This window comes from Amycolatopsis coloradensis (assembly GCF_001953865.1).
In the GTDB taxonomy this organism is placed as follows: Bacteria; Actinomycetota; Actinomycetes; order Mycobacteriales; family Pseudonocardiaceae; genus Amycolatopsis; species Amycolatopsis coloradensis.
Genome location: NZ_MQUQ01000026.1, coordinates 25293 through 49436, shown reverse-complemented (window position 1 = coordinate 49436; position 24144 = coordinate 25293). Strand labels below are relative to the sequence as shown.

23 protein-coding genes are annotated in these 24144 nt (G+C 68.3%); 7 read left to right on the top strand and 16 right to left on the bottom strand.

Annotated features, from left to right (window positions below; genetic code table 11):
* Positions 1-78 precede the first annotated feature (78 nt).
* A complete protein-coding gene (locus tag BS329_RS36790; protein WP_076167578.1) occupies positions 79-486 on the top strand; it encodes a hypothetical protein in 408 nt (135 codons plus the stop codon).
* Between the two features lie 117 nt (positions 487-603).
* Here the strand turns inward: BS329_RS36790 and BS329_RS45290 are convergent, their stop codons facing one another.
* From BS329_RS45290 to BS329_RS36780, 3 genes are all read right to left on the bottom strand, one after another.
* Positions 604-732, bottom strand: coding sequence for a hypothetical protein (locus BS329_RS45290; protein ID WP_279628246.1), 129 nt, complete (start codon positions 730-732; stop codon positions 604-606).
* Between the two features lie 196 nt (positions 733-928).
* A complete protein-coding gene (locus BS329_RS36785; RefSeq protein WP_076167629.1) occupies positions 929-1261 on the bottom strand; it encodes a hypothetical protein in 333 nt (110 codons plus the stop codon).
* A 274-nt stretch (positions 1262-1535) separates the two neighbouring features.
* Complete coding sequence (locus BS329_RS36780; protein WP_076167577.1) at positions 1536-2066, bottom strand: CGNR zinc finger domain-containing protein; 531 nt, start codon at positions 2064-2066, stop codon at positions 1536-1538.
* 117 nt (positions 2067-2183) lie between these two features.
* On the opposite strand from BS329_RS36780, the gene BS329_RS36775 reads away from it, so the two are divergent.
* Complete coding sequence (locus BS329_RS36775; protein WP_076167575.1) at positions 2184-3065, top strand: alpha/beta fold hydrolase; 882 nt, start codon at positions 2184-2186, stop codon at positions 3063-3065.
* Between the two features lie 783 nt (positions 3066-3848).
* Positions 3849-5852: a vanadium-dependent haloperoxidase gene (locus BS329_RS36770; protein WP_076167573.1), complete on the top strand. Its 2004-nt coding sequence runs from the start codon at positions 3849-3851 to the stop codon at positions 5850-5852.
* 28 nt (positions 5853-5880) lie between these two features.
* Here BS329_RS36770 and BS329_RS36765 read toward each other — a convergent pair whose 3' ends face one another.
* Complete coding sequence (locus BS329_RS36765) at positions 5881-6756, bottom strand: LysR family transcriptional regulator (RefSeq protein WP_076167572.1); 876 nt, start codon at positions 6754-6756, stop codon at positions 5881-5883.
* Between the two features lie 70 nt (positions 6757-6826).
* Here BS329_RS36765 and BS329_RS36760 point away from each other — a divergent pair, with 70 nt between their 5' ends.
* On the top strand, positions 6827-7555 hold the full coding sequence (locus tag BS329_RS36760; RefSeq protein ID WP_076167570.1) for an SDR family NAD(P)-dependent oxidoreductase: 729 nt from the start codon (positions 6827-6829) through the stop codon (positions 7553-7555).
* 49 nt (positions 7556-7604) lie between these two features.
* Positions 7605-8345, top strand: coding sequence for a polysaccharide deacetylase family protein (locus BS329_RS36755; protein WP_076167568.1), 741 nt, complete (start codon positions 7605-7607; stop codon positions 8343-8345).
* A gap of 49 nt (positions 8346-8394) precedes the next feature.
* Here the strand turns inward: BS329_RS36755 and BS329_RS36750 are convergent, their stop codons facing one another.
* The 6 genes from BS329_RS36750 to BS329_RS42160 are packed head-to-tail and all read right to left on the bottom strand — an operon-like array spanning position 8395 to position 15024.
* Positions 8395-8841 (bottom strand): SRPBCC family protein, encoded by a 447-nt coding sequence (locus tag BS329_RS36750; protein ID WP_076167567.1) that lies wholly within the window; start codon positions 8839-8841, stop codon positions 8395-8397.
* On the bottom strand, positions 8838-9185 hold the full coding sequence (locus BS329_RS36745) for an ArsR/SmtB family transcription factor (protein ID WP_076167565.1): 348 nt from the start codon (positions 9183-9185) through the stop codon (positions 8838-8840). Before BS329_RS36745 ends, BS329_RS36750 begins: the two co-directional genes overlap by 4 nt.
* Positions 9186-9225: 40 nt before the next feature.
* On the bottom strand, positions 9226-10170 hold the full coding sequence (locus BS329_RS42170; RefSeq protein ID WP_084750674.1) for an ester cyclase: 945 nt from the start codon (positions 10168-10170) through the stop codon (positions 9226-9228).
* Between the two features lie 18 nt (positions 10171-10188).
* Positions 10189-11763, bottom strand: coding sequence for an ester cyclase (locus BS329_RS42165; RefSeq protein ID WP_084750672.1), 1575 nt, complete (start codon positions 11761-11763; stop codon positions 10189-10191).
* A gap of 28 nt (positions 11764-11791) precedes the next feature.
* Positions 11792-13639, bottom strand: coding sequence for a Dyp-type peroxidase (locus BS329_RS36720; RefSeq protein ID WP_076167563.1), 1848 nt, complete (start codon positions 13637-13639; stop codon positions 11792-11794).
* Complete coding sequence (locus BS329_RS42160) at positions 13636-15024, bottom strand: ester cyclase family protein (RefSeq protein WP_084750671.1); 1389 nt, start codon at positions 15022-15024, stop codon at positions 13636-13638. The genes BS329_RS36720 and BS329_RS42160 overlap by 4 nt, the downstream gene beginning before the upstream one ends.
* Positions 15025-15190: 166 nt before the next feature.
* Between BS329_RS42160 and BS329_RS36700 the strand changes: the two genes are divergently transcribed.
* Complete coding sequence (locus BS329_RS36700) at positions 15191-15649, top strand: YdeI/OmpD-associated family protein (RefSeq protein ID WP_076167561.1); 459 nt, start codon at positions 15191-15193, stop codon at positions 15647-15649.
* 44 nt (positions 15650-15693) lie between these two features.
* Here the strand turns inward: BS329_RS36700 and BS329_RS36695 are convergent, their stop codons facing one another.
* The 4 genes from BS329_RS36695 to BS329_RS36680 form a co-directional block, all read right to left on the bottom strand.
* The gene (locus tag BS329_RS36695) at positions 15694-17433 is read right to left on the bottom strand and encodes a pyruvate dehydrogenase (protein ID WP_076167622.1); all 1740 of its coding nucleotides are present in this window, start codon (positions 17431-17433) and stop codon (positions 15694-15696) included.
* A 111-nt stretch (positions 17434-17544) separates the two neighbouring features.
* Complete coding sequence (locus BS329_RS36690) at positions 17545-18255, bottom strand: SDR family NAD(P)-dependent oxidoreductase (RefSeq protein ID WP_076167560.1); 711 nt, start codon at positions 18253-18255, stop codon at positions 17545-17547.
* Entirely contained in the window at positions 18252-19397 is a 1146-nt protein-coding gene (locus tag BS329_RS36685; protein ID WP_244197436.1) for an ROK family transcriptional regulator, read from the bottom strand. The genes BS329_RS36690 and BS329_RS36685 overlap by 4 nt, the downstream gene beginning before the upstream one ends.
* Positions 19394-20740, bottom strand: a complete 1347-nt coding sequence (locus BS329_RS36680) for an MFS transporter (protein WP_076167558.1) — start codon at positions 20738-20740, stop codon at positions 19394-19396. Before BS329_RS36680 ends, BS329_RS36685 begins: the two co-directional genes overlap by 4 nt.
* Positions 20741-21080: 340 nt before the next feature.
* Here BS329_RS36680 and BS329_RS36675 point away from each other — a divergent pair, with 340 nt between their 5' ends.
* Positions 21081-21932: a DMT family protein gene (locus BS329_RS36675; protein WP_076167557.1), complete on the top strand. Its 852-nt coding sequence runs from the start codon at positions 21081-21083 to the stop codon at positions 21930-21932.
* Between the two features lie 146 nt (positions 21933-22078).
* Here the strand turns inward: BS329_RS36675 and BS329_RS36670 are convergent, their stop codons facing one another.
* Both BS329_RS36670 and BS329_RS36665 read right to left on the bottom strand, forming a co-directional pair.
* Positions 22079-23323 carry an acetyl-CoA hydrolase/transferase family protein gene (locus BS329_RS36670; protein ID WP_076167555.1) on the bottom strand — a complete coding sequence of 415 codons (1245 nt, stop codon included), beginning with the start codon at positions 23321-23323 and terminating at the stop codon, positions 22079-22081.
* Between the two features lie 265 nt (positions 23324-23588).
* Positions 23589-24104 carry a hypothetical protein gene (locus tag BS329_RS36665; protein ID WP_076167554.1) on the bottom strand — a complete coding sequence of 172 codons (516 nt, stop codon included), beginning with the start codon at positions 24102-24104 and terminating at the stop codon, positions 23589-23591.
* Positions 24105-24144 lie beyond the last annotated feature (40 nt).

Here is a 24144-nt window from a genome sequence, read left to right as displayed (position 1 = left end):
GCTCAGCGCGAACGCCGATCACTGAGGGATCCTTGCCCCGGAAAACACCCACCGCGTGCCACTACCTGAGCTCACCAGTTGCCTGTCACCTGCACGCTTCAGGTCCGATTCGTTCATTCAGCCGGCTATTGCCAGCGTGCGGCCGGTTTCGGCTGGTTCGGCCGCTGGGCCACCGAGATCATCTTCGACCGGGACAGGGATAACCTTCCGTCGGTCATGTCGCCGGAGCGGAGGTACCGGGCCGTGGCCGCCACCCGTCCCTCCCTCAATCAGAGCCTCGGCGCCGACGGCTTGATCCGCGACGATCCGGACCATCGCGGGATGGAACCCCATCACCGCGCCGGCCAACGCCCTGTTCGCCAACCCCAGCCCTACGCCTGGCCCGCACGACACGCCGCGCTGTACATGGCACTCTGGGCGATAGGCCTCATCGCATTGTTCATGGCTCTGTCGGTCACCCGGTACCGACGTTTGAACATCCGGTGAACGAGGCAATCCGGCCGATACCACGTGTCGAATACCTAGCGAGTGCGTCGCCCCGAGGATGCGGACACCCACATGAGCCCCCAAGGGAGAACGCATGTCTGACACTCCTCCGCGAAGTCAGAGGCCCGAACGTGAAACCGCCACGGCACCCAGGCCGTCGCCGATCATCCTCACCTGCGCATTGCTGCTTCTGGCGGCCGCGATCGCCATCCGTATCGTCGACAGCAGCAGGTACGGGCTGCCCATCGGTCTCGGAATTCTCGGCATCATAGTGCTGGCCGGTTACCTTCAGACACGACACAGGTACCGTCGTGACAGAAGGGCGGCAGACGAGCCGGACTGCTCCAAATGACTGATTTCGCAGCCGCGGACGAGTCGACCACGGGAAGGTCACGGCTGGGCGCCCGGTGGGCGCTTTACCGCCGTCGACGTGGAAGTCGGGTCACTTGGTCGGGACCCGCGGTTTCCCGGTCACGCAACTGTCCACGAAGTACTCCCCATGCAGCGAGATCCAGTCCACCGTGGCGCTGTACGGCTCGTCCCACGGCGCGCCGCCCCCGGTAAAGCGGCTGTAGTTATTCAAACACTCCTCAGGCGTGGGAAGCTTGTACTCGGCGAGCAGCACCAAGTGCGCCTCGGCGCCTCGCTCACCCGCCCTTCGCAGTTCTTCCACTTTCTGCTCCTCACTCATCATCGTGATCGAGCATGACGAGACCAGCAGCACCATCGCACCGGCCGCCACGGCGACCATCGTGCGCCCCCATCTCTTGGTCATGCACACAAGTCAAGCAGCACGCGTTCGTGCGCGGAGCGCGGTGGCGTAGTTCGGCGGCGTCGCGCTCGTACCGGTAAGCCGGCCGCGGAGATCGCCGGGCTGTTCGTGCCAGGTGACGGCGGTGATCATCGCTCACGACCCTGCTGGGCGGATGGCCACGTCCATCCAGGTGAGAGCGAGCGTGGAACACGCGAAACAGCGGCTGGCTGGACGTGCCCGACGTATACTGTGCAAGTACGCCGTTCCGGCGTGCGATCGTCGCCCTCTCACCGCGCTAGTTCGAGCGCCCGCGATGATAATGACGAGCGGCTTTCGCCCGGTTTCCGCAGGCGGCCATCGAACACCAACGCCTGGTGCCGTTACGAGTCGTGTCCTCGAAGTACAGCGTGCAAGCCGGATGACCGGAGCACCGCTTGATGCGTTCGGGACGCGCGCGAAGCAACGTCAAGTAACTGTAGGCGGCGAGCCACGCGGGCCGCCATGCCATCTGTTCGACTTCGAACACGTCCGTGGGTTCGCCTTGGTACAACTCCGGCCGCAGCCGCCCGTGTTCCAGCACCGCGTTCAGCGCACATTCGGCCGCCACACTGTGGTTGTCGAGCACCTCGCGCAGCACGGACCGGGTGTGACGTAACGGTTCTTCCGCGCCGGGTGTGACGGCGAGACCCCGTTCGGTCAGCCATGCGCCAACGCCTCCGGGCTCATTGAACACGTCCTGGTGGGCACCACGTTCCGGCCATGTGGTGTTCACCAGGTCCAGCGCGAGCGGTTCACCGACCAAGGGACGTTGCAGCACACCGCTCATTCTACCCCCGTCGTCGTCTTGACAGGTTAGACCCCGCCATGCTCTAGTCTAACCGTTCCAAAGTCTTTAGACAGTTATAATTGACCGGCCAGGCCGATCTCGAGGAGCTCTACATCCATGCCTGACACCACTCCGGCCACCGTCCACCACCGCACCGCGACCATCGACGGCCGGCGCGTGTTCTACCGCGAAGCCGGCGACCCGGCCGCACCCGCGATCGTTCTACTGCACGGCTTTCCGACGTCGTCGTACATGTTCCGTACGCTGATTCCCGGGCTGGCCGACCGGCACCACGTCATCGCCCCCGACCACCTCGGCTTCGGCTTCTCCGACGCCCCGCCCGTCGATCAGTTCGATTACTCGTTCGAGAACCTGACAACCACCACACTCGGCCTTCTCGACAAGCTCGGCCTGAAACGCTTTGCCCTCTACGTCCAGGACTACGGCGCTCCCATCGGGCTTCGCATCGCCAGCCGGGATCCGAAACGAGTCAGCGCCCTGCTGGTGCAATCCGGAAACGCCTACTTGGAGGGCTTCACGCCGTTCTGGGATCTTCTTTTCGCGCACGCCAAGGATCGCGAGGCACATGAAGCGGAGGTACGCGGCCTTCTGGAGCCTGCGGCGACGCGATGGCAGTACACCCACGGCGTCCCCGCGAGCCGAGCCGACCGGCTCAGCCCGGACACCTGGACCCTCGACCAAGCTTTGCTCGACCGCCCCGGGAACAACGACGTACAGCTACAGCTGTTCTGGGACTACCAGTTCAACCTAGATGCTTACCCGGCTTTCCAGCGGTACTTCCGTGAGCACCGCCCGCCAACCCTGATCACCTGGGGCGAACACGACGAGATCTTCAGCGCCGACGGAGCCCGCGCCTTCCTTCGCGACCTGCCCGAGGCGGAACTCCACCTTCTCGACGCCGGACACTTCGCCCTGGAGACGAACGGCCCGGAAATCACCACCCTCATCCTGGACTTCCTCGACCGCTCCTTACGCTGACCGCACCCGGGCAAAGTGCCGCGGCGGCAATGCACCCCTTCCGATGATCACCGGTGCCGTCGATCTGTTCCCGTCGTCGCTCTCCCGTTGAGCGAAGCCTGATCGCGCTCAACGGGAGAGCCACCGCGGCCGGAACTGCATCCACAACTCGCGCTTCGCGGTCACCTTCGATTCTCACCATGGGGGTTCGTTCGCGTCCAGCGCTCGACAACCTCTCGTGGCGGGGCCATCCGTCGGAAGACATCGACCGCCTGAACGGGTGGTTTCCCGCCCCGCGGGGAGGGTAAATCCAGAGTAGTCCCGGAAGGGATTGCAGGGTCGGTGGCCGCGATCTCTCCCACTTCAGCGCCGCCGGCCCGACGTGGCCGGTTTCCCTTGGTGCGCACGCACGAGGGGAAATCGGCCACTTCCATTTGCAGTACCGCTTCTCCGCGTGTCACCCAGTCGGTGTCCTGAGTGGACAGTAATGAGGTGGGTGGATAAGGCACCCTGGCCCGCGTCCCTGCTCCGACGCGGCATCGACCTCGGCGACGAGGTCTGGCTAAGCCCGTCTCGGCACTCTCATGACGGCGAGGCGGTGACATCCAGCGGCACGGAATCGGCGCCCGAGTCCTCAAGCGTCTCCGCCGCGACCTGATCGCCAGTTCAGCGGCCGGACGGACGCAAGACCGTCGCCTGTTCGGGTCTTGCCGGTGAGTGTGCGGTCAGGGACCGTGGGTACTTGTTCTTTCGGGTCGTGTGCTGTCGGGGACACACGCTGACCTTTCAGGGGGCTCGTCGACGATGCGTCGCGTCACGGTGTATTTCTGTCTTGCCCTGCTCATCAGCGTTTCCGCACCGTTCACCGCGGCGAACGCGACTCCGCGTGATGTGGCGGCGCCGAGCATCGACCACGTCTTGTACTGGAACGAGGTACTGCTCGACGTCTTCCGGCGTCTGACCGGTGAGAGCGCGGCACCGACACGGCTGGCCAGGTCGGCGGCCATGATGCACGGCGCCGTCTACGACGGAGCCAACTCGGCGCGGTGTGCGACCGCGAGCGGGTGCCTCGGGCAGCCGTATCTGACGCGGGTACCCGCGCCGTCCGGTGCCGCTCCCGACCCGAGCAGCGCCATCGACCGCGCCGCCTACAAGATCCTCACCGGCCTCTACCCCAGCAGCCCGGTCGACTTCACCGCGAAGCTGGCGATGGCGCAGTCGACGATTCCCGACAGTGTCAGCCAGGAGCAACGGGACAGAGGCGCCGCGATCGGCGAGCGGACAGCGGCGGTCATGGTCGTAACCCGGGCGAACGACCGCTCGGACGAAACCGTCCCCTACACCCCGGGCACCCGGCCGGGCGACTGGCGGCCGACCGGCTCCGGCGACGCGCTCACCCCGAACTGGGGTCTCGTCCGGCCGTTCACCATGGACACGCCGAACCACTTCCGCCCGTCACAGCCCGAAGGGGCACAAGACATCGGCGAGCTGCTCGCCTCCTCGACCTATCAGGCGCACGTGGCGGAGGTCCGCGACGTCGGCAAGCTCAACTCACCCTCACGCAGCGCTGACAAAACCCAGGCCGCGCACTTCTGGGCCAACGATCTCGACGGCACCTACAAGCCACCGGGCCAACTGCTCGAGCACACCGCGATCATCGCACGGCTCCTGCCGGGGCAAGACCAATTCGGCAATGCCAAGCTGTTCGCCCTGATGTCACTCGCCCTCGCCGATGCCGCGATCGCCGCCTGGGACGCGAAGTTCCGGACGGACATCGACCTCTGGCGTCCGGAAAGCGCGATCAAGCTGGCCACGACCAACCCCGACCCGAACTGGCGGCCCGAGTCACGGCGGACCGACGGCACCACCTTCTCGCCACCGTTCCCCGCGTTCATCTCGGGCCACGCGTCCTTCGCCGGAGCGTGGGCCGGTGTCATGAAGCGCTACGTCGGCACCGACAACTTCGGCTGGACGGCGACCACGGACGACCCGCTCGCAAAGGGCGTCACCCGGTCTTTCGGCACGTTCAGCGACGCAGCCAGAGAAAACCAGCTCAGCCGGGTGTGGCTGGGAGTCCACTACCGGTTCGACGGCGAGTACTCGTTGACCACTGGCGACAGGATCGCCGATCGGGTGACGCGGAACTTCCTCGGCACGGATTCGACACTCGGTCTGGACTCGTTCGCGCGGACGGTGACCGCCGGATTCGGCACGGCGGAGGCCGGTGGTGATTGGTGGGTCGGCGGACCCGCTGCCGACTACGCCGTACGCGGCGGCGCCGGCCGGATCACGATGCCCGTGGCCGGCGCGGGACGCAGCACGTACCTGAACCGGATCCGCTCGACCGACACCGATCTCACCGCCCGGATCAGCACCGACAAGATCGCCACCGGCAACGGAGCCTACGTTTCGGCGGTGGGGCGGAAAATGAACGACGCGGGCACTTATCGGGCGACGGTCGTCCTGCGCCCGGACGGCAGCGTCCGGCTCGGACTCCGCCGCTCCGACGAGACGGGCGCGGAGATACCGCTCACCACCGACCAGCAGATCGCCGGGATCGCCTACCAACCCGACAGCGTGCTGCGGATCAGGCTCCAGGTCACCGGCACCTCGCCGACCACCGTACGCGCCAAGGTGTGGGCGAACGGGACGACCGAACCCGGCTGGCAGGCAACCGTGACAGACCAGACCGCCGCGCTTCAGGGCGCCGGAAACGCGGGTTTGCTCACCACCCTCTCCGGCTCGGCCACCAACGCGCCGCTCACCGTCACCGTGGACGACGTCTCCATTTTCCGCACGACCGGGTGACGCGGGAACGTCATGAGCGCCAAGGGGATCACCTGAGATCCGCGTTCGATCCGTGCTCGGCGGCGATCCTGAGGAATCTCGCTATCGAAGGTGACCGGCTCCCTGGGCGCCAGAGTGCCAGGGTCCGGTACGGCGTCGCATCGCCGACCGGCCGGTAGACGACGTCCGGGCGGACGTTCACGGCGGCCAGCGAGGCGGGCACCAGTGCCACGGCCTGCCCGAGAGAGACCACGTCCAGCAGTTGGGCGGTGTCGTGCACGACCGGCCCGTCGGACCGGCGATCGGGATGGCCCAGCCAGTAGCCGCGCTCGACGATCCGCGAATCCGCCCATCGCGGGGCGGGCTCGGCGATCAGGTCGGCGACGCAGAGCATGTCGTGCGCGGCGAGCGCGTGATCGGCGGCGAGCGCGGCGACGCGCGGTTCGGTCGTCAGAAGCTCGGTTTCGAGGCCTTCGCCGTCCACACAGGCGGCGATCGCAAGATCGGCGCGTCCGTCACGGACCAGCTCGGCCTGTTCACCGAACCCGCTCACCACCACACGGATCTCCGCCGCGGCCGGATCCTCCTGGAAGCGTTCGCGGACGCGGTGCAGCAGCCGGGTGGCCACTCCGGGTTTGGCGGTCACCACGAGCGCGTTCCCGCCCCGCCGCGTCCGGCGAACGGCTACGTCCAGTGCGGCGAGGACCTTGGCCGACTCGGCGAACAGGGTCTCCCCGGCGGGAGTCAGCGCCAGCCGCCGGCCGGTGCGGTCGAACAGTGCCACGCCGATCCGGCGTTCGAGCCCGCGGATGGCCCGTGACAGCGGCGGTTGCGCGATACCGAGACGGCCGGCCGCGCGGGTGATGTTCAGGTCTTCGGCGACGGCGCGGAAATAGCGCAGTTCGCGGATCTCCGGATCCGGCATACCGCCAGGGTAGGGCCCGCACACCGGATCGGTGCTTCCGTTCCGGCGTGCGGTCGGCTGAGGTGGTGGCATGCACCCCCACGAAGTCGCGCTCGTCACCGGTGGCGGCAAAGGCATCGGCAAGGAGATCGCCGGGCGACTGGCCGCGCACGGACTCACCGTCTACCGCGGTGCGCGGAACCCGGAACAGGGCGGCGCGGCCGGACCGAACATCCGGCCCGTCCGGCTCGACGTCACCGACGAAGCGTCCGTAGCGGCTGCGGTCGAGGCGATCGAGGCCGAGACCGGCAGACTGGACGTCCTGGTCAACAACGCCGGCATCACCAGCGAATGGGGTCTGCGCACCACCGACTTCACGGCCGCGCACCTGCGCGAGGTGTACGAGGTCAACGTTTTCGGTGTCGTCACGATGATCTCGGCCTGCTTGCCCCTGCTGCGCCGCTCCCCCAACCCGCGCGTGGTCAACCTCTCGAGCGGGCTCGCGTCCCTCACCCTGCTCAGCGATCCGGAAATTTCCCTGCCCACTGAAGGATTCCTCGCCTACAGCTCGTCCAAGGCCGCGCTCAACGCCTTGACCCTGCTCTACGCCGAAACCCTCCGAGCCGACGGCATCAAGGTCAACGCCGTCAGTCCCGGCATGGTGCCGACCGACCAGAACGCCGGAGCCCCCTTCCCGCGCGGGCACCGCACCGTCGCCGAGGGCGCGGCCGTTCCGGTCCTGCTCGCGACGGTCCCCGCGGACGGCCCGTCCGGCGTCTTCCGCGGCCCGGATTCCCTCGAGGACGTCATCCCCTGGTGAACCCGAGCCCGTCGTCAGGGCTGCCTTCACCCTTGGCCAGACTGCCCTCATGCGTGTCTTCCCCACTTCCCCCCGTGCCCGCAAGGGCGTGGTGACGGCCCTCATCGCCGCGGTCGTGCTGGCGGCGTCGGCATACGGCCTCGACCTACTGGTCAACGCACGGACCTTCCAGTTCTACGGCGGCCTCACCCACCGGGTCGACGTGCCGGACAAGGTCGTGGCGCTCACCTTCGACGACGGGCCGGATCCGGCGGGCACCGCGGAACTTCTCGACGGCCTGGCCACCGCCGGAGTGCCCGCCACCTTCTACCTGACCGGCAGGGAACTCGAGCGGCACCCGGACCTCGGCACGCGGATCGCCGCCGCCGGCCACGCACTCGGCAATCACTCGTACTCCCACGAGCGGATGGTCTTCGTGTCGGCCGAAACAGTGGCCACCGAGATCGAGCGGACCGACGCGCTGATCCGCCGGGCCGGCTACCGCGGCGAGATCACCTTCCGCCCGCCCAACGGCAAGAAGCTGCTGGCGCTACCGCGATACCTCGCCGACCATCACCGGCAGACGATCATGTGGGACGTCGAACCGGACTCCTACCCCGAGGTGGCCGCCAGTGTCTCCGGCATCGTCGAGCACACGATCGAGCACGTCCGGCCGGGCTCGATCGTCCTGCTGCACGGGATGTACCAGAGCCGGACCACGACCAGGCAGGCGGTGGTCCCGCTGGTCGAGCGGCTACGCGGACTCGGCTACCGGTTCGTCACGGTGTCGGAGTTGCTGTCAGTCCGGTGAACCCAGTGCCTGTACGGCTTCTCCGCCGGCAAGGACCCGGAAATCAAGCTCAGGTGTTGTCCTTCGACGTGGTGCGTGCGAGGTGGCCGACCAGCCGGTTGTGCGTGAACTTCTTCCAGCCGCCACGGTGCATGAACGCCAGGAACCTGCCGCCGAGTCCGGTGAAACCGTCGTGGGCCAGGCGAAGGCGCGTGTGCCCGCCGTCGGCCGCGGCCAGGGTCCAGGTGACCGTCGTGGTGGTGCGCATCCGGCTGCCGCGCCAGGTGTAGGCGAGCACATGCGGTTCGTCGACGACGGTGACCTCGCAGTGCACGACGCCGTCCCAGCCGGGCATCGGTTTGGCGCGAAGGGTGAACGGCCGTCCCACCACCGGCGCGAATCCGTCGACCGGCATCAGCCAGTCGGCCATCGCCTCGGCATCGGTCAGCGCCATCCATACCCGCGACGGCGGGTACGGCAGCTCGACGTCGACGGTGATGTCCCGCGATGTGCTCATTTTCCCTCTGTTTCGTCGGCAGCCTGGCGGTCGAGGTACGCCCGCAGGCCGCCGATCCGCTCGGTCCAGAACTCGTCGAATATCGCCGCCCAGTCGTACAGCTCGCGCAGCGGCTCCGGGCGCAGCCGATACAGCCGCTGTCGTCCGGAGCGTTGCTCCGTGACGAGACCGGCCGCCCGGAGCACCGCCAGGTGGCGAGACAGCATCGGCAGCCCCACCCCCAGTTCGTCGGCGAGGGCGCCGACCGGCAGCTCGCGTTGTCGCATGAGGGCTTCCAGCGCTGCCCGGCGAGTGGGATCGGCCACCGCGCGGAAGACGTCTTCGGTTGCCACCGGCCTCGGCATGCATCATGTTTATGGTAAACGTGAACTGTTGTCAAGCCGGTCAGAGCGGTGCTTTCGCGATTTGCTGAAGCAGTGACAGCTGGTCCCAGAGCAGCCATTCCTCCTGGATCTGGGTGCCGCGGACGCGCATGACGCTGATGCCGCTCACCGTGACCGGGACGCCGGTGCGAGGGATCCCGAACAAGGTGTCCTTGTGCGTGCCCCGGCCGGTCCACCTGCTCACGACGCGATCTCCCTGGGCCAGTTGCAGGTCGACCGTGGTGGCGAAGTCCGGCATCCCGGTGCGGAAGGTCGTGACAAGACTGGCGAGCCCGCTCCTGGTGGCGGGCAGCAGGCCGGTGGGGTCGTGCAGGACATAGCCGGGGGCGAGCAACAACTGCAGGAGACCGAGGTTGCCGCTGTTGTACACGCCGGCGAACAGACTGCCGACCAACGCCTTGAGGTCTATCAGGCCGAGCGATCCTCCTCCGGGAGCGAGGGAGCCATTGGCGCGGAAAGGCGCCGGGGTGAACTTCGGTGGTACCGCCGCGTCGGAGGCCGACAGCACCGTGAGCTTCGGCAGCGAGACACCGAGCTGGCGCAGCATGGAGACACTGTCCCTCGACTCCCATTCCTCCACGATCAGCCCGTCGCGCACGCGGACGATCGAGATGCCCGCGATGTCCACGGTGGCGTTGGTCGCGGGCCTGCCGAGCCAGGTTCCGGTGTTCACACTCGTCTGGCGCCACCGTCCCGCGATCAAGTCCCCTTCGGCCACCAGGTCCTCGAACGTGGTATTGAACCGGGAGAACGCGGCGAACACCGTGTTGGTGAAAAAGGCTTTCGTACCGGCGAGACCGGTCTGCTGCCCGGTCTCCTCGCCCGGCGCACGGTCGTGGTGCAGGAAGTTCTGGCTCAGGAACTTCTCCGCCGCCGGAAGATTCTTGCCGTCCAGCACTGTCGTGACGAAGGACTGGAGCACTGTCGTGTTCGCCGCAGTGGTCATGGCAACCGTCCCCTTTGTTCAGTGATCGCCCGCGGCGAGCAGCGGCTGGATGTCCCACTGCTGCCAGGACTCGACGATGACGCCTGCCCGGACGACCAGGATCGTGATGCCGGACAGCGTGATGTACCGGCCCGACGGCGGGATGCCCATCAGGCCCCCGCGTTGCGTGCCCCGGGACGTCCAGCGGACCACGGCCCGGTCGCGATCGACGACGAGCAGATCGACGGCGACGTTGACGTCGGGAAACGCGGTGCGCCACCGGCCGATGAACTGGCGCACCCCGTCCCTGCCCGGCCGCTGCCCGGCCAGCGGCGTGTGGTTCGTGTAGTCCGGGGCGAACAAGGTGTCGACGGCGGCCAGGTCCCCGGCGCTCCAGAGGTCGTAAATGAACCGGCCGGCGGCGACCGTGACGTTGTCGCTGCCGCCGCCGTCGGCGTCGAGCTCACCGGGCGCGCTCGCCGCGCCCGTCTGCCGTAGTAGATCGTTCACGTCGGGGGCCTCCCACCCTTCGGCCATCTTGCCCTCGCGCACCCTGGTGATCGTGATCCCCGGGATGCTGACCTGCTTGCCCTGGTGGACGCAGGTCAACGCCCACCGCGTCGCCACCAGATCGTCCTGGGCGACTTGGTCCTCGATCCGGGCCGACCAACCGGAGAACACGGTGTTTCCGGCCTTGACGAGGCCCGCGACACCGGCGAGGCCGACGGCTTCGCCCCACACCGCGTCGTGCAGAACGTAGGAATCCGCGAAGTAGCGGGTCGCGAGCTGTCCGATCGCGCCGTCGGACATGTCCCGCGCGTAGCCGAGCACGAGCGCCACGCTGTCGGCTTCCTGCGTGGAGCCACCACCGCTGACGTCGGCGTCGAGCACACTCGCGTTGTCACCCGCGAGGTCGAGGACACCGCCGGGTTGCAGCAGCGCGCCGTCACCCGCATACAGCTGAGCGGGCTGTCCGGTGATCAGCGGAGCGGACCGGCCGAGTGGGTCCGCCGCGCGGGTGACGATTCCCGTCCCGGACTGGAGCGTCACCGTCACCGTGCCGGACTCGACGTGCACGATGCGCGGGCCGTCGGAACCGCCGGACGTCCAGTGCTGCCCGCTGACGATGGTGGACCTGCGCGCCGACGCGGTGGCAGGCGCGGCGGGCAGCGCGGTGACCGGACCGAGGCTCAGCGGCTCGAAGGTGATACCCGGCGGGAACTGCTGGGCTGGCTCACCGGCGAACAGTGCCAGCCCGAGGATGCGGGCCGGGCCTTTCCCCACCGTGCGGGCGCTGTGCACGACGTCGCCGGGCACCACCAACTGGTCGTCCACCGTCACCGTGAACGTCTGGCCCGCGGGGATGTCCTGTGCGGTGCGGCTCCCCGCGGAGGTCTTGGTGACCACGCCCTCCGCGTTGAACTCGAGGGTCCCTCGCAACACCCGGAAGGCGACGGGACCGGCGCCCTTCGCCGGCGGGAACGACGCACCGACGCCGTAGTCGAAGTGCGCCAAGGCGAAGAAGGCGGGCGCGTTCACGAGCGTCCGGAAAGTTTGCCGGATCAGCGGATCCGTCCGGGTGGCCGCCGTGTTCTGGTCGGCTGGCTGCGTCATGGTGACCTTCCACGTTGTCGGTGTCGGCCTATTCCTCACCGAGGTGTCGTAACGTGCTGATCGACGGCGCGAAGAAGTAACCGCCGCCGGTCAACGTGGTCCATGGTCGTTCGGGCTCCAGCGGAATCGTGCGGACCCCATCGCCGTCGCGCACTCGGAGGCCGAACACGTGCTTGCCCGTGAACGCCGGACCGACGATCAGGTCTTCTCCCGCGTCCGGCACCCGGAACCCCGGGTTCGCCAGCCAATTCTCGAGGACGAATTCGAACTGTCGCCGGATCGAGGTCTGGTAGCTCAGGAAAAGCAACCCCTGGTCCCGATCGTCCACAGAGGACGCGAAGGGGATGCCCCTGCGCAACATCCGATGCCGCTGCGTTTCGGCCGGATCGAGGTCGTCCCTGGGGTAACTCTTCCGGATGTGCGCCGCGTACGGGCAGGCCAGCCCGTCGGGGTCGGGTGCCGCGGGTGGGAAGCCGTCGCTCGCTTGCCGCGGCGACCGGTAGGCGAAGTCGTTGTTGGCGCGACGGTCGACGGCCAGCACCGGGTCGTCCACCTCGGGCGCCCGGATCGTGGGCGCGCCACTGCGCCATCTGCCGACCAGCAGTGCGGCGAGCCGTTCCTCGGTCAGCCCGGCGAGTGCCGGCTCGGTGGCGGCCAGCCGTCGCGCGGTGGCGCCGGTGAAGCGGCGAAACTCGACGGGATCCTGCCGGAACCGGCCGTACACCAGGAAGGACCCGTTGCGTGCCCAGCCGGGTGCCTCAGTACGCGCCATCGGCGGGCCGGTGCCGCTGGAGGGTTGTGCCGGGTAGCCGAAGATGAACTCACCCGGCCAAACCAGTACCTGCCCGGGCTTGCCCTCGTTCGGCCGCGCGGGGTCCTGCCGAGGTGTCAGCGGCTCCCACGGAAGGTCGGATCTGCGGCCGCGCAGACCGGGTTGCGAGATCCCGTCCTGGAAACCGAACGGCTCGTCGTCCGCGGCGTCTCCGGTGAGCCTCGCTCCGTACTCCTCGGCGATCGGCCGGAAGCCGGGAGCCAGCAGCTTGACCGCCTCGGCCACCTGGGCGCGCAGCTTGTCCTTATCGTCGGACGCGACGAGAAGGAGCATGTCCGCGTTGTCGCCGTCACCCCAGGACGCCAGGTCGGCGCCCGCCGTCGCCATCCGGGATCGGATGCCTGCCCGGAAACCCGCGTCGGCGAACTGCTCGGCGCCAGTGGTGAGCGCCTGCAAGGCGGCGTACGAGAGCGCCACGTTGCACCAGGTCGACGACACCGGCTCGGCGCCTCGCCGGGAACGCAGCGCGGAAAACAACCGGTTGAAGGTCAGCACCTCGGCCGCCGTCGCGACCTGGTCGGCGAACGTGGTGAGCGCTCGACGGGCGGCCGCGACGTCAGTGATCGTGAACTGCACCACGGCGAGCCTTGCCTTGTTGAATCCAGGGAACACGTTGCCCTGGATCTCGTCCAAGTCGACCAGCGGCTCATCGGCGAGGGATCCCGGCGGGCCACCGACCTCACTGGTGTCCCACGCCTGCCACGCGTCGACGATCCGGGCGTTCGCGACCCGATAACTGCCGAACACCGGCAGCGCCAGCACCTGACCGGTCGGCCCGCGCCCGGCGGTGGGACCGGTCTGGGTGCCGCGCAGCGTGAGCCTGAGCACGACGGAATCGGTCTCCTGTACCGAGTCCTCGATCTCCAGCCTGCCGTCCGGGAAGCCGGCCAGCAAGGCCAGCACCCGAGCGCAGTCGAGCAACGCGTCACGCGCGGCGGGATCGACCAGTCCGGCGAGCGGACCGGCGTCCCGGCTCCGGTAGACGTTGTCGATCAGGCTGCGGACCACGTCGGTCGGGGTACTGACGGACGTGTGCCCGGTCATTTGCCGGCGGTCCCTGCCGTGTCCCACGGACCCGGGGGTTTCGGGCCTGGTCCCGGACCCGGGTCCTGGCCCGGATACTGGACGAGGCCGAGCTGGAACAGCAGATTCGCGTCGTCGAAGAAGCCCCAATGGCCGGTGATCTCGCCACCCGCGACCGAATGGATGCTGATCCCGCTGACTTCGACCGGCTTCCCGGTGGCCTTCAGCCCCCGGAACGTCCCGCGGTGCGTCCCGCGGAACGTGTACCGCGTCGCCACCCGGCTGTTTTCCACCGTCTGAAGATCCACGCTCACCGAACAGTCCGGGAATCCGTCCCGGAACGCCCGCACGAGCTGCTTCACTCCGGCCACCCCGGGCCGTTGCCCTGCGACGACACTGCTGTTGACGAAGTCCGGGGCGAAGATCGCGTCCGCGACGGTCAGGTCGCCGGTGTCCCACACCTCGTAGAAGAATCGGCGGGCGAGTTCTTTCGGGTCCTCGGTCGCCGGAAGCGTGTCGTCTTCCAGCGCCCCGAACGGGGACGGAATGCCCATCTGGTTCAGCAGGCTCAACGCGTCCCGGGCTTCCCATTCTTCGAGGATCCGGTTGTCGCGCACTCGGGTGATGGTGATTCCGCCGATGTGGATCTGTTTCCCGCTTGCCGGAAAACCGAGATAGGGGCCGGTGTTCACGAAGGTCTGCGACCATCGCCCGACGACGATGTCGGCTTCGGCGAGCTGCTCCTCGAGTGTGGTGCGGAACTGGGAGAACGCGGTGAAGATACTGGAGATGAACTCGATCGCTCCGTCGAGACCGTGCTTCTCGCCGGGCGCCGGGTCGTGGTTGTAGAAGTTTTCCGCCATGTAGTAGCGGGCATTCTCCGCCGCCATCGCGTCGATGACGTTTTTCACGTACTTCTGCATGAACGACTTGTTGGCTTCAGGTGATCCCGTCGGCGAGGGGCCCGGACTCCAGTCGTCCGGGGTGCTCTTCCGGCCGAACGGCCCCTCTACCGCCCAGTGTTCGGTGATCTGGCCGTCGTCGTTGACCCGGACGACGGAGGTGACCTTGAAATCCATCTTTCCCGCGGCATCCAGATCGGCGGCCTCCGGTGCCAGCAAGGCCGAGAAATGCGCGGGAGGTGGTGCCTTACCGGTCTGCTTGATCGTCACCAGATCGCCCTGCACCTCGATGGAGTCGACCTGCGACGAGTAGCCGGGAAGGCTGCTGAGCAACTTCTGCACCAACTGCTTGTACCCGTAACAACCGTCGCCGTGTCCGGCGGTCAGGCCGGAATGATCGACCACGTCCGGCGCGACGATATCGTCCAGAGCGTCCACGTCTCCGGAATTGATCGCGTCCACCCACTGTTCTGCGACCCGCTTCACCTGCGTGCTCGGCAGCATGACCTTCGGGCCTCCTCCCCAAGTCCCCGTCGGTTTCGAGGAATTCAACTCTCGACCGATGGGCGGCCCGTTCCTTCTTCGAGACTGCGCTTGGTCCGGCCGGGTTGACCGTCTTCGGTGAACGCTCCAAGCTTGGTCGCGAAACCGATGTCATGAGGAGGGGTTGATGGACCGCCGTGAGTTCGACGCCGTCCTGGAAGCCGATCAACGCGGCCATGTCCGGATAAGGCTGCCGTTCGACCCGTCGGAAGTGTGGGGGAAGAAGCAACGGCACTTCGTCCGCGGGTCGCTCAATGGGACGGGTTTCGAAGGATCACTCGGGAGCCGCGGTGGCGCCTGGTTCTTTCCGGTCAACAAGACCTTGAGGGCATCGTCCGGTATCGGCCCCGGTGACGACGTGCATGTCGTCTTGGAGCCAGGGGACAGTCCGGACGCCGCATTGCCCGCCGACCTGGCGGGCGCACTACGAGCCGACGACGCGGCGAAGTCGTTCTTCGACAGCTTGTCGGGCTTTTACCAACGGGAGTACGTCGCGTGGATCCAAGGCGCGAAGAAGGAGGAGACCCGGAACAGCCGTGTGGCCGAGGTGATCGATCTGCTCAACCAGGGCCGCAAGCAGCGGTGACCGCAAAGGGGACTACTGTCCCTTGTGGACATCGGTCCGGTGGTTCATGGCCTGGGGATGTTGCGGAGATTGGCCCGTGCGAGGTCGATCATCCGGCCGACGCCGCCTTCGAGTACGACTTTGCTCGCGGCCAGCGCGAATCCGCCCAGCTGCCCGGCGGTGATACGCGGCGGGACGGACAGCGCGTTGGGGTCGGTCACGACGTCCACCAGCGCGGGGCCGTCGTGACTCAGCGCGGTTTCCAGCGCCGAACGCAGCCGGCTCGGCTCGGTCACCCGCTCGGCATGCAGGCCGGCACCGCGCGCGATCGCGGCGAAGTCGACCGGGCGATGGTCGGTCTGATAGTCGGGCAGACCGTCGACCAGCATCTCCAGTTTGACCATGCCCAGCGAGGAGTTGTTGAACGTGACGATCTTGACCGGCAGGTCGTGCAAGACGACGGTGAGCAGTTCGCCGAGCAGCATGCCCAGTCCCCCGTCACCGGACATCGACACCACCTGCCGCCCCGGGTAGGCGAACTGCGCGCCGATCGCGTGGGGCAACGCGTTCGCCATGGTGCCGTGCAGGAACGACCCGATGACCCGGCGGCGCCCGTTGGGGGTGAGATAACGGGCGGCCCACACATTGCACATGCCGGTGTCCACGGTGAAGATCGCGTCGTCCGCCGCCAGTTCGTCCAAGAGGTCCGCGGCGAACTCCGGGTGGATGGGGACGTGCTTCTCCACGTCGCGGGTGTAGGCGTCGACGACGTGTTCCAGCGCTTTGCAATGGTCGCGCAGCATGCGGTCCAGGAACGCCCGGTCGGTCTTGCGCCGCAGCAGCGGCAACACGGCCCGCAAGGTTTCCCGCACGTCGCCGTGCACGGCCAGCTCCAGCGGGGTGCGCCTGCCCAGCCGGGTCGCGTCGTGGTCGATCTGCACCGTCCTTGCCTGGGGAAGGAAGGAGTCATAAGGGAAATCGGTGCCCAGCAGGACCAGTAGATCCGCGTCGTGCATGGCCCGGTAGCAGGCGCCGTAGCCGAGCAGGCCGCTCATGCCGACGTCGTAGGGATTGTCGTACTGGATCCACTCCTTGCCGCGCAGGCTGTGGCCGACCGGCGCCTGGACGGCCTCGGCGAGTTCCATCACCTCGGCGTGCGCGCCGCGCACCCCGGCCCCGGCGAACAAGGTGACGGTTTCGGCTTCGTTGATCAGCTCGGCGAGCCGTGCCACCTGAGGCTCGGGTGGCACGACCGTCCCGTGCTCGGTGACCGGCGCCCCGCTCCCCGTCGGCGCCTCGGCCTCGAGCTGCGCGACGTCGCCCGGCAGCACCAGCACCGAAACCTCACCGCGGGCCAGCGCGTGTTGCATGGCGATCCGCAGCACCCTCGGCATTTGGGCCGGGCGGCTGATCTGCTCGCAATAGCCACTGCAATCGACGAACAGCCGTTCCGGGTGGGTCTCCTGGAAGAACCCGGTACCGATCTGGCCGGACGGGATGTGCGAGGCGAGCGCGAGTACCGGGGCGCCCGTGCGGTGCGCGTCGTAAAGACCTTGTACCAAATGGGTGTTGCCGGGTCCGCAGCTGCCCGCGCACACCGCGAGCCGTCCGGTCAGCTGGGCCTCGGCGGCCGCGGCGAACGCGCCGGCCTCCTCGTTGCGCACGTGCACCCAGTCGATACCCGGGGTACGGCGGATGGCGTCGACGATCGGGTTCAGGCTGTCGCCGACCACGCCGTAGATCCGTTCCACCCCGGCCTGCACCAGGACTTGGACGAACTGCTCGGCGACGTCGGGCTTGGCCATCATGACCCCTTCGATGCTGCGGCGGCGGGAATGTCCCCATGATCCACGTGACGAACCCACCTCGCAGATTCTGCGCGCGGGCGGGTGACAACCGAGCCGTTCTTCGGAACTTCACCGAGGCTCGGGCAGGACGGCGGTCATCCCGCCGTCCACGGTGATGGTCTCACCGGAGACGAAGCCCGCCTGAGCACCGAGCAGGAAGGTGACCACACGCGCGATGTCGTCCGGCTGAGCGAGTTCGCCGAGTGGCTGCAGCTTGGTCAGCGCGTCGCGGATCGCCGTGTCCTGCCAGCGACGCGCGTTACGGGGCACCATGACGAACCCGGGCCGGACGATGTTGCACCGGAGCCCGCGCGGCCCGAGTTCCACGGCGGCCGCGCGGCCCAGTGCCTCCAACGCGGCCTTGGCCATCGCGTACGGCGCCTGCCCGCCCCAGGCCAGGCCCGCGTGGATCGAACTGACCAACACCGCGGCGCACGGCCGCCCACCGGCACGTTCGGCCAGCTGCTGCAACGGTTCCAACGCGGACACCGCGCCGACGTCCAGCACCCTGCGGAGCGCGTCCGTCGTCTGCTCGGCGAAGGGAGCGCGATGCTCACTCAGCAGGCAATGCACCAGTCCGGTCACGTTGCCGAGTGCGTCGAAGGCGGCGCCGATCTCGGCCGGGTCGGTCGCGTCGCCCCGGATCCACCGCAGGCCGGCTTGGTCCGGTGGCGGTGGCGCGATGTCCACCACCGCCACCTGTCGCCCCTCCGCCAGCAGCGCACGCACCACGGCCGCGCCGATACCACCCGCGCCACCGAGTACCACCACATCACTCATGACCACGCCCCTTCCCTGGCGGTTCCGGTGGTGAAGAAGGCACGCACGACGAGTCCCGCCGCCGCGGTGACGAGTGGGTCGTCGCCGGAACGCGGGAGAACCAGCGACCGCGGCGGGGTCGTCTCGACTCTGTCGCGCACCGCCTCGAGCCATCGGCCCGACGGCGCGCCGCTGCCCCCGAGGATGATCATGCGCGGCCGCATCAGGTCGTACATCGTGTCGGCCACCTGAGCCACCTGGACGCTGCGTGCCTTGAGGAGCCCGATCGCGACCGGATCCGAGTCCGCCAGGCGGATCAGGTCGGTCAGCGAGGTCACCGCGAGTCCGGCGGATCGAGCCGCGGCGAGCAGTGCCACGTCGGTCCCGGCCTCACTGAAGCGCGCGTGGCCTCCGCCGGTGAGGCCTGGGACGAGGATGCGGCCGAAGTCGCCCTGGATGACGCTGTCCGGCCCCGTCGCCGGTCGGCCGAGGAACCCCATCTCCGCGACGTTGCCGACGAACAGGTACAGCACGCTGTGCTGGCCCAGCCCTGCCCCGAAGGTGAGTTCGGCGCCCAGCAGCGCACACACGTTGGCGTCCACCACGACTTCGAGCCCGGTCCGCTCGCGCAACCGTTCGGCGACCTCGACGTCGACCCACCCCAGGACGTCGTTGCGGGCGACTCGGCCCGCCGCGCGGTCCACCTCGCCGCCGACGGCCAGGCCGATGCCCAGCACCGGGCCGGGAGCGCGGACCGCCATCTCGGCGGCCAGTTCGGCGGCCCGCCGCACCGTGGCCGCGCTGTCCGCCGGATCGCGGTTTTCGGTGACTGTCCGCACACAACGACCGGCAAGGTCGGTCAGCCCGACCGTGGTCCGCTCGAGGCCGAGGTGCACGCCGACCGCGTACCGGCTGGACGGGTCCAGCTCGACAGGCACCCTCGGCCTGCCGAGCCCGGTGGACCGCTCGCCGAGTTCCCGCACGATCCCGAGGGACAGCAACGGCTCGATGATCCTGCTGACGCTGCCGTGGTTGAGGGACAGCTCCTTCGCGATGTCGCTGCGCGCCAGCGGACCGCGCTGGACGAGCAACTGGAGCACGGCGGCCGTGTTGGCCTGCCGGGCCTGGCGCGGCTGGGTTCCGCTGAGGCGTGGCTGTTTCACTCTCGCGCTGGCTCCCCGGACTCGACGCCGTTGACTTCCTCGAGTTCGACACCGGTGGTGGCCAGCCACGGCGACGCCAGCACGATCAACGCGCTGACCAGGAACGCGCAGGCGTACCACGCTACAACCGTGATGCCGTGGCTTTGCAGCAGCATCGGCGCCAGGAACACGTTGAGCGCGATCGCGAGCCGGGTCACGCACTGGGCGATACCGGAACCGAGGCCTCGCAACGCGGTGGGGAACGCCTCGGTGCTCCAAACCCAGGACAGCACTCCCGGGCCGAGCCAGGTCAGCATGGCGTACAAGATCCAGAAGATCACCAGGCCGGCACCGGGCCGGTCGCCGGTGAACGCGATGCCCAGCCCGGCGACGAACACCCCGAGGCACGTCCACACCCCCAGCCAACGGCGGTTGATCCGGTCGATGACCAGCGCGCCCGCGCCCACCGCGATCAATCCCACGACGAAACCCAGCAGGGAGAAGTGCAGTGTGTTGGACACCCCGATGCCGGTACTGCTGATGATCAACGGTCCCGCGACGGTCGCCACCGCGCCGCCGAAAGCCTGGATGGCGAAGAACGCCGTGACCGTCACCAAGCGCCGCCACGCCCCGCCGGAGACCAGCGTCCGGTAGCGCCGTTTCTCCAGGACCTCCTGTTCGGGCGGTTCCAGCCCGAGCGAGTCGTAAACCTGCTTCGCCTCTTCCACGCGGCCGCGCGCACGCAGCCACCGTGGCGACTCCGGCAAGAACTGCCTCGCCACCAACACCGCGGCCGCGGGAACCGCCGCCAAACCGAACAACCACCGCCAGGTCTCGTTGCCGAACAACGGCTGGAGCGCCAGTGCGAGCAGCACCGACGTGATGGCGCCACCGAGCCACATCAGGTTCGGCAGGCTGCCCGCGACCCGGCCTCGACGGGACTTGGGCGCGATCTCGGTGAGGAACGCGTGCGAGGTCGGGATGTCCATGCCCACGGCGACACCGAGCACGAATCTCGCCGCGACCAGCTGCCACACGTCCTGGACGAACGCGGCGGCGAGGGACGCCACCACGAAGAACACCAGGTTGATCATGAAGATCGCCCGGCGGCCGAACCGGTCGGTCAGATCGCCGAACACCACCAGGCCGAGCGCCGTACCCACGAACGCCGCCGCGGTCACGAGCCCGACCTGGAGTGTGGTGAGGTGGAACGACGGTTTGAGGAACAGCACGGCGGCGCCGATGACGAGCAGGTCGTAGCCGTCGATGAACTCGCCGAACGCGACCAGCCTGCCGGTCCAGTTCCGCACGAACCGTGCTCGCCTCGGCGAGATCGACGAATGGTCCGCCACGGCAGACACCATCGGATTCCTTCCCCCGGAAGTGGAGAACAGCAGCGCAAAATACTTACGTGCGACGAACACCAAATTAGCGAACAGCAGTCCTTCAAGGCAACGACGGCCGTTCACCGCTGCCCCAATGGACAATTCGGGACGACGAAAGTCTCAAGAGCTGTGACTGGCTCAGCGTCCGCGCCGCGGTCCCGGCGAGGACGTCGTTCTCCGCCATGACGGGCACGGTGAAGGGCCGTCCGGCCCAGTGACGCGATACCGAGCGGGCCGGCCGCGCGGCTTCGCCCGATCGTGGCAGGACACCGCCGGACTCCGATGATCGAGAGGTGAGCGTGGCTGAGAGACTGCGAGGGTGATCGTCGGATACGTCTTCGCGCTGCTGGCGGCGCTGGCCTCGGGTGGCGGCTCGGTGCTGGAGTCGATCGGCGTCCGTCGCGCGGGCGCTTTCGGCGGCAGCGCGCTCGACCTGGTGAACCTGCGGCGCCAGTGGATCTACTTCCTCGGCATCGGCGTCGACCTGATCGGCTTCGCCTGCGCGGCGGCCGCGTTGCATCGGCTGCCGCTGTTCCTCGTCCAGTCGGTGCTGGCGTTCAGCGTCGGTGTGACGGCCACGATCTCCGCCTTCATGGGCACCCGGCTGGCGGCACAGGGCTGGGCCGCGCTGGGAGTCGGAGCGGTCGGCCTGATCTTGCTGGGTCTGTCGGCGCAGCCGGGCCCGGCCAAGGTCCTCCCGGCGGCGTGGCGCTGGGTCCTCCCCGCGATGGCGCTGGTCGTGGGGGCGATCGCCTGGTGGTTCAGGCGATTCGATCGCCCCTGGGCCGCGCAGGTGCTCGGCTTCGCGACAGGAGTCGGCTTCAGCATGGTCGGCGTCTCGGCGCGCACCTTGGAGCTTCCGTCCGCGGGCTGGGCGATGCTGGTGGAACCGGCCGTGTGGGGAATGGTTTTCAACGGCCTCGCCGCGGCGGTCGCGTTCGCCCTCGCCCTGCAGAAGGGCGGCGCGACGGCGGTCAACGCGATCATGTTCACCACGAACACGGCGTTGTCCTCGGTCATCGGCCTGGCCTTCCTCGACGACCGCGTGCGTGACGGCTTCACCACCTTCACCGTCACAGGCCTGATCCTGGCCATGTCGGGGGCGATCGTCACCGCCCACTACGCCTCCCACGCGAAGGAACCCGTCCGCGTGGCCCAGAGAAGTTCGTGAATGGCCCTAGGGCCTACGTCTCGGCCGTCAGGACGTCGGCGGTCTCCTCCAAGCGGCGGGCGATCGACTGACGGCGGGCGCCGACACGACCGGCGCGTCGAAGACGGGGACGGATTGGACAGACTCGCAAACGTCCTCCCCTGACGCTACTCGCCGCGCGACAGCGTGAACCCCAGCTCCCTGCCCCGCGTCACGAGTTCTTCCCGGACAGCCGGATGCGCGACGTGGTCGACGATCTGCTGCGCCTGCTCGCTCGCGTCGTTGCCCCAGATGGTCGCGACGCCGTGTTCGCTGACCAGGAAACTGTGCTGGAACGACGTCACCGGTCCGGCCAGCCGGGGCACGACCGTCGAGACGTCGGCCTTCGGATGCCAGGACGGCAGCGCGATGATCGCCCGGCCACCGGGTGAATGCAACGCCCCGACCACGAAGTCGGTCTGCCCGCCGAATCCCGAGTAGATCGCCCCTCGCACCCGGCTCGCGTTGGCCTGCGCGAACAGGTCCACTTCGAGGGCACTGTTCACCGACACCAAGCCGCGCTGCCGGGCGATCACGGCGGGATCATTTGTCTTTTCCGTGCGCAGCAAGCGAATCCGGGGGTTACGGTCGAGCCACCGGTACAGCTCGGCACTGCCGAACACGAACGACGCCGTCACCGGTTCCGCCGGATCGAGTGCCCCGGCGCGGTCGAGCGCGAGCACACCGTCGCTGAACATCTCCGACCAGATCGCGAGCCCGCGTCGTCCGGTCACCGCGGCCAGGGTCGCGTCCGGGATCCCGCCGATGCCCAGTTGCAGGGTCGCGCCGTCCGCGACCAGTCCGGCCACCCGCTCACCGATGGTCCGTGCCGTGTCCCCCACCGGTCGCGGGACCGGCGACAGGAGTGGCTCCTCCGCCTCCAGGGCGTAGTCGATCTCCCCGAGCGGCAGGACGCCGTCGCCGTAGGTGAACGGCATGGTGGGGTTCAGCTGCGCGATCACCAGGCCTCCCCGGGCCCGCACCGCCTCGACGGCCGCGGGCAGGATGTTCACCTCCGTGCCCAGCGACACCACGCCGTCCACCGGCACCGAGGTGTGCAACAGGACGACATCCGGCGGCAGCGCGTGCTTGAGCAGCTGAGGCACCAGCGAAAGGCGGGACGGGAAGTACCGCAGCCCGGCGCGGCCACGCATCCCCGCACCCACGAACGGCGTCTCCAGCAGCACGCCCTCGCGATCGGGCATCCCGGCCTGCGCGTTCAACGCGAACAACCGATACTCCGCCAGTGTTGTGTCCAGCACCTTCAGCGCCCGCATCGGCGTGGCGAAGTTCCCACTCACCACTACCCGGGGCTGCGACGCGGGAACGCCCGCCAGGACGGCACCGAGCTGACTCTCCGACAAGACGCGCATGAGTCGATCATGCCCCAGCCACCGCGCGGCGGCCCTGTACCAAGACGGACGACACACGTGATTCAGCGCCGATCTCGCGTGCTTGAGCAGCGATCTCGTCAGCGGCCCTTGCGGAAGATCGCGGCCACCTGAGCTGTCCGCCGCCCGCGACTGAACAAGGTCGAGAACGGGCGGGCAGGTGATCTGTTGTCGGTGCCTTCCGGCAAGACCTTGGCGGCCTTGGGTGGAAAAGCCCCTTCCCTGAGGGGCCTCGTTGCTCCGGTGGTCAGGCCTGCTCGAACTGCGGGTCCGCGGAGAGTGATTCGGGCGCCCACGCGATGCCGACGGTCTTTCCATCGCCCCGGCGCTCGGCCCGGAGAAACCCGCCGGGGTTGGTATACACCACTTCCTGTCCGTTGCCGGGGAGATCGCGGCCGTTCAGAACGAGAATGAAGTTCGCCGCTTCGTCGCGGCCGACGAAACTGAGCGAGAACCGGTTCGCGTCGTGGGTTTCGCCGAAGAACGCTCGGACGTCCTGCGGCGTCGTCGTAGTGCTCAGCAGCAGTTCCTCGAACGTGGTGGGCTTACGCACGTAGCCGGTCACGGGGATGGTCGTCTCCTCGGTGAGGGTGTACTGAAAGGGGCCGTCTGCTGGAAGTTCCTGGTACCGGTTCTGCACCTCGGCGGAGGTCGAGGCCATAACGAGGGTGGGGATCAGCCACGCACCGGCGGTGAGATTTTCTCCGTTGCAGCTGGGACCGGTGGTGGCGATGGTGCCATCGCCGTTGTCGACGGCGTCCATTCGAGTCCTTGGACGATCGGTGGCCGGTCGGTGAAATAGC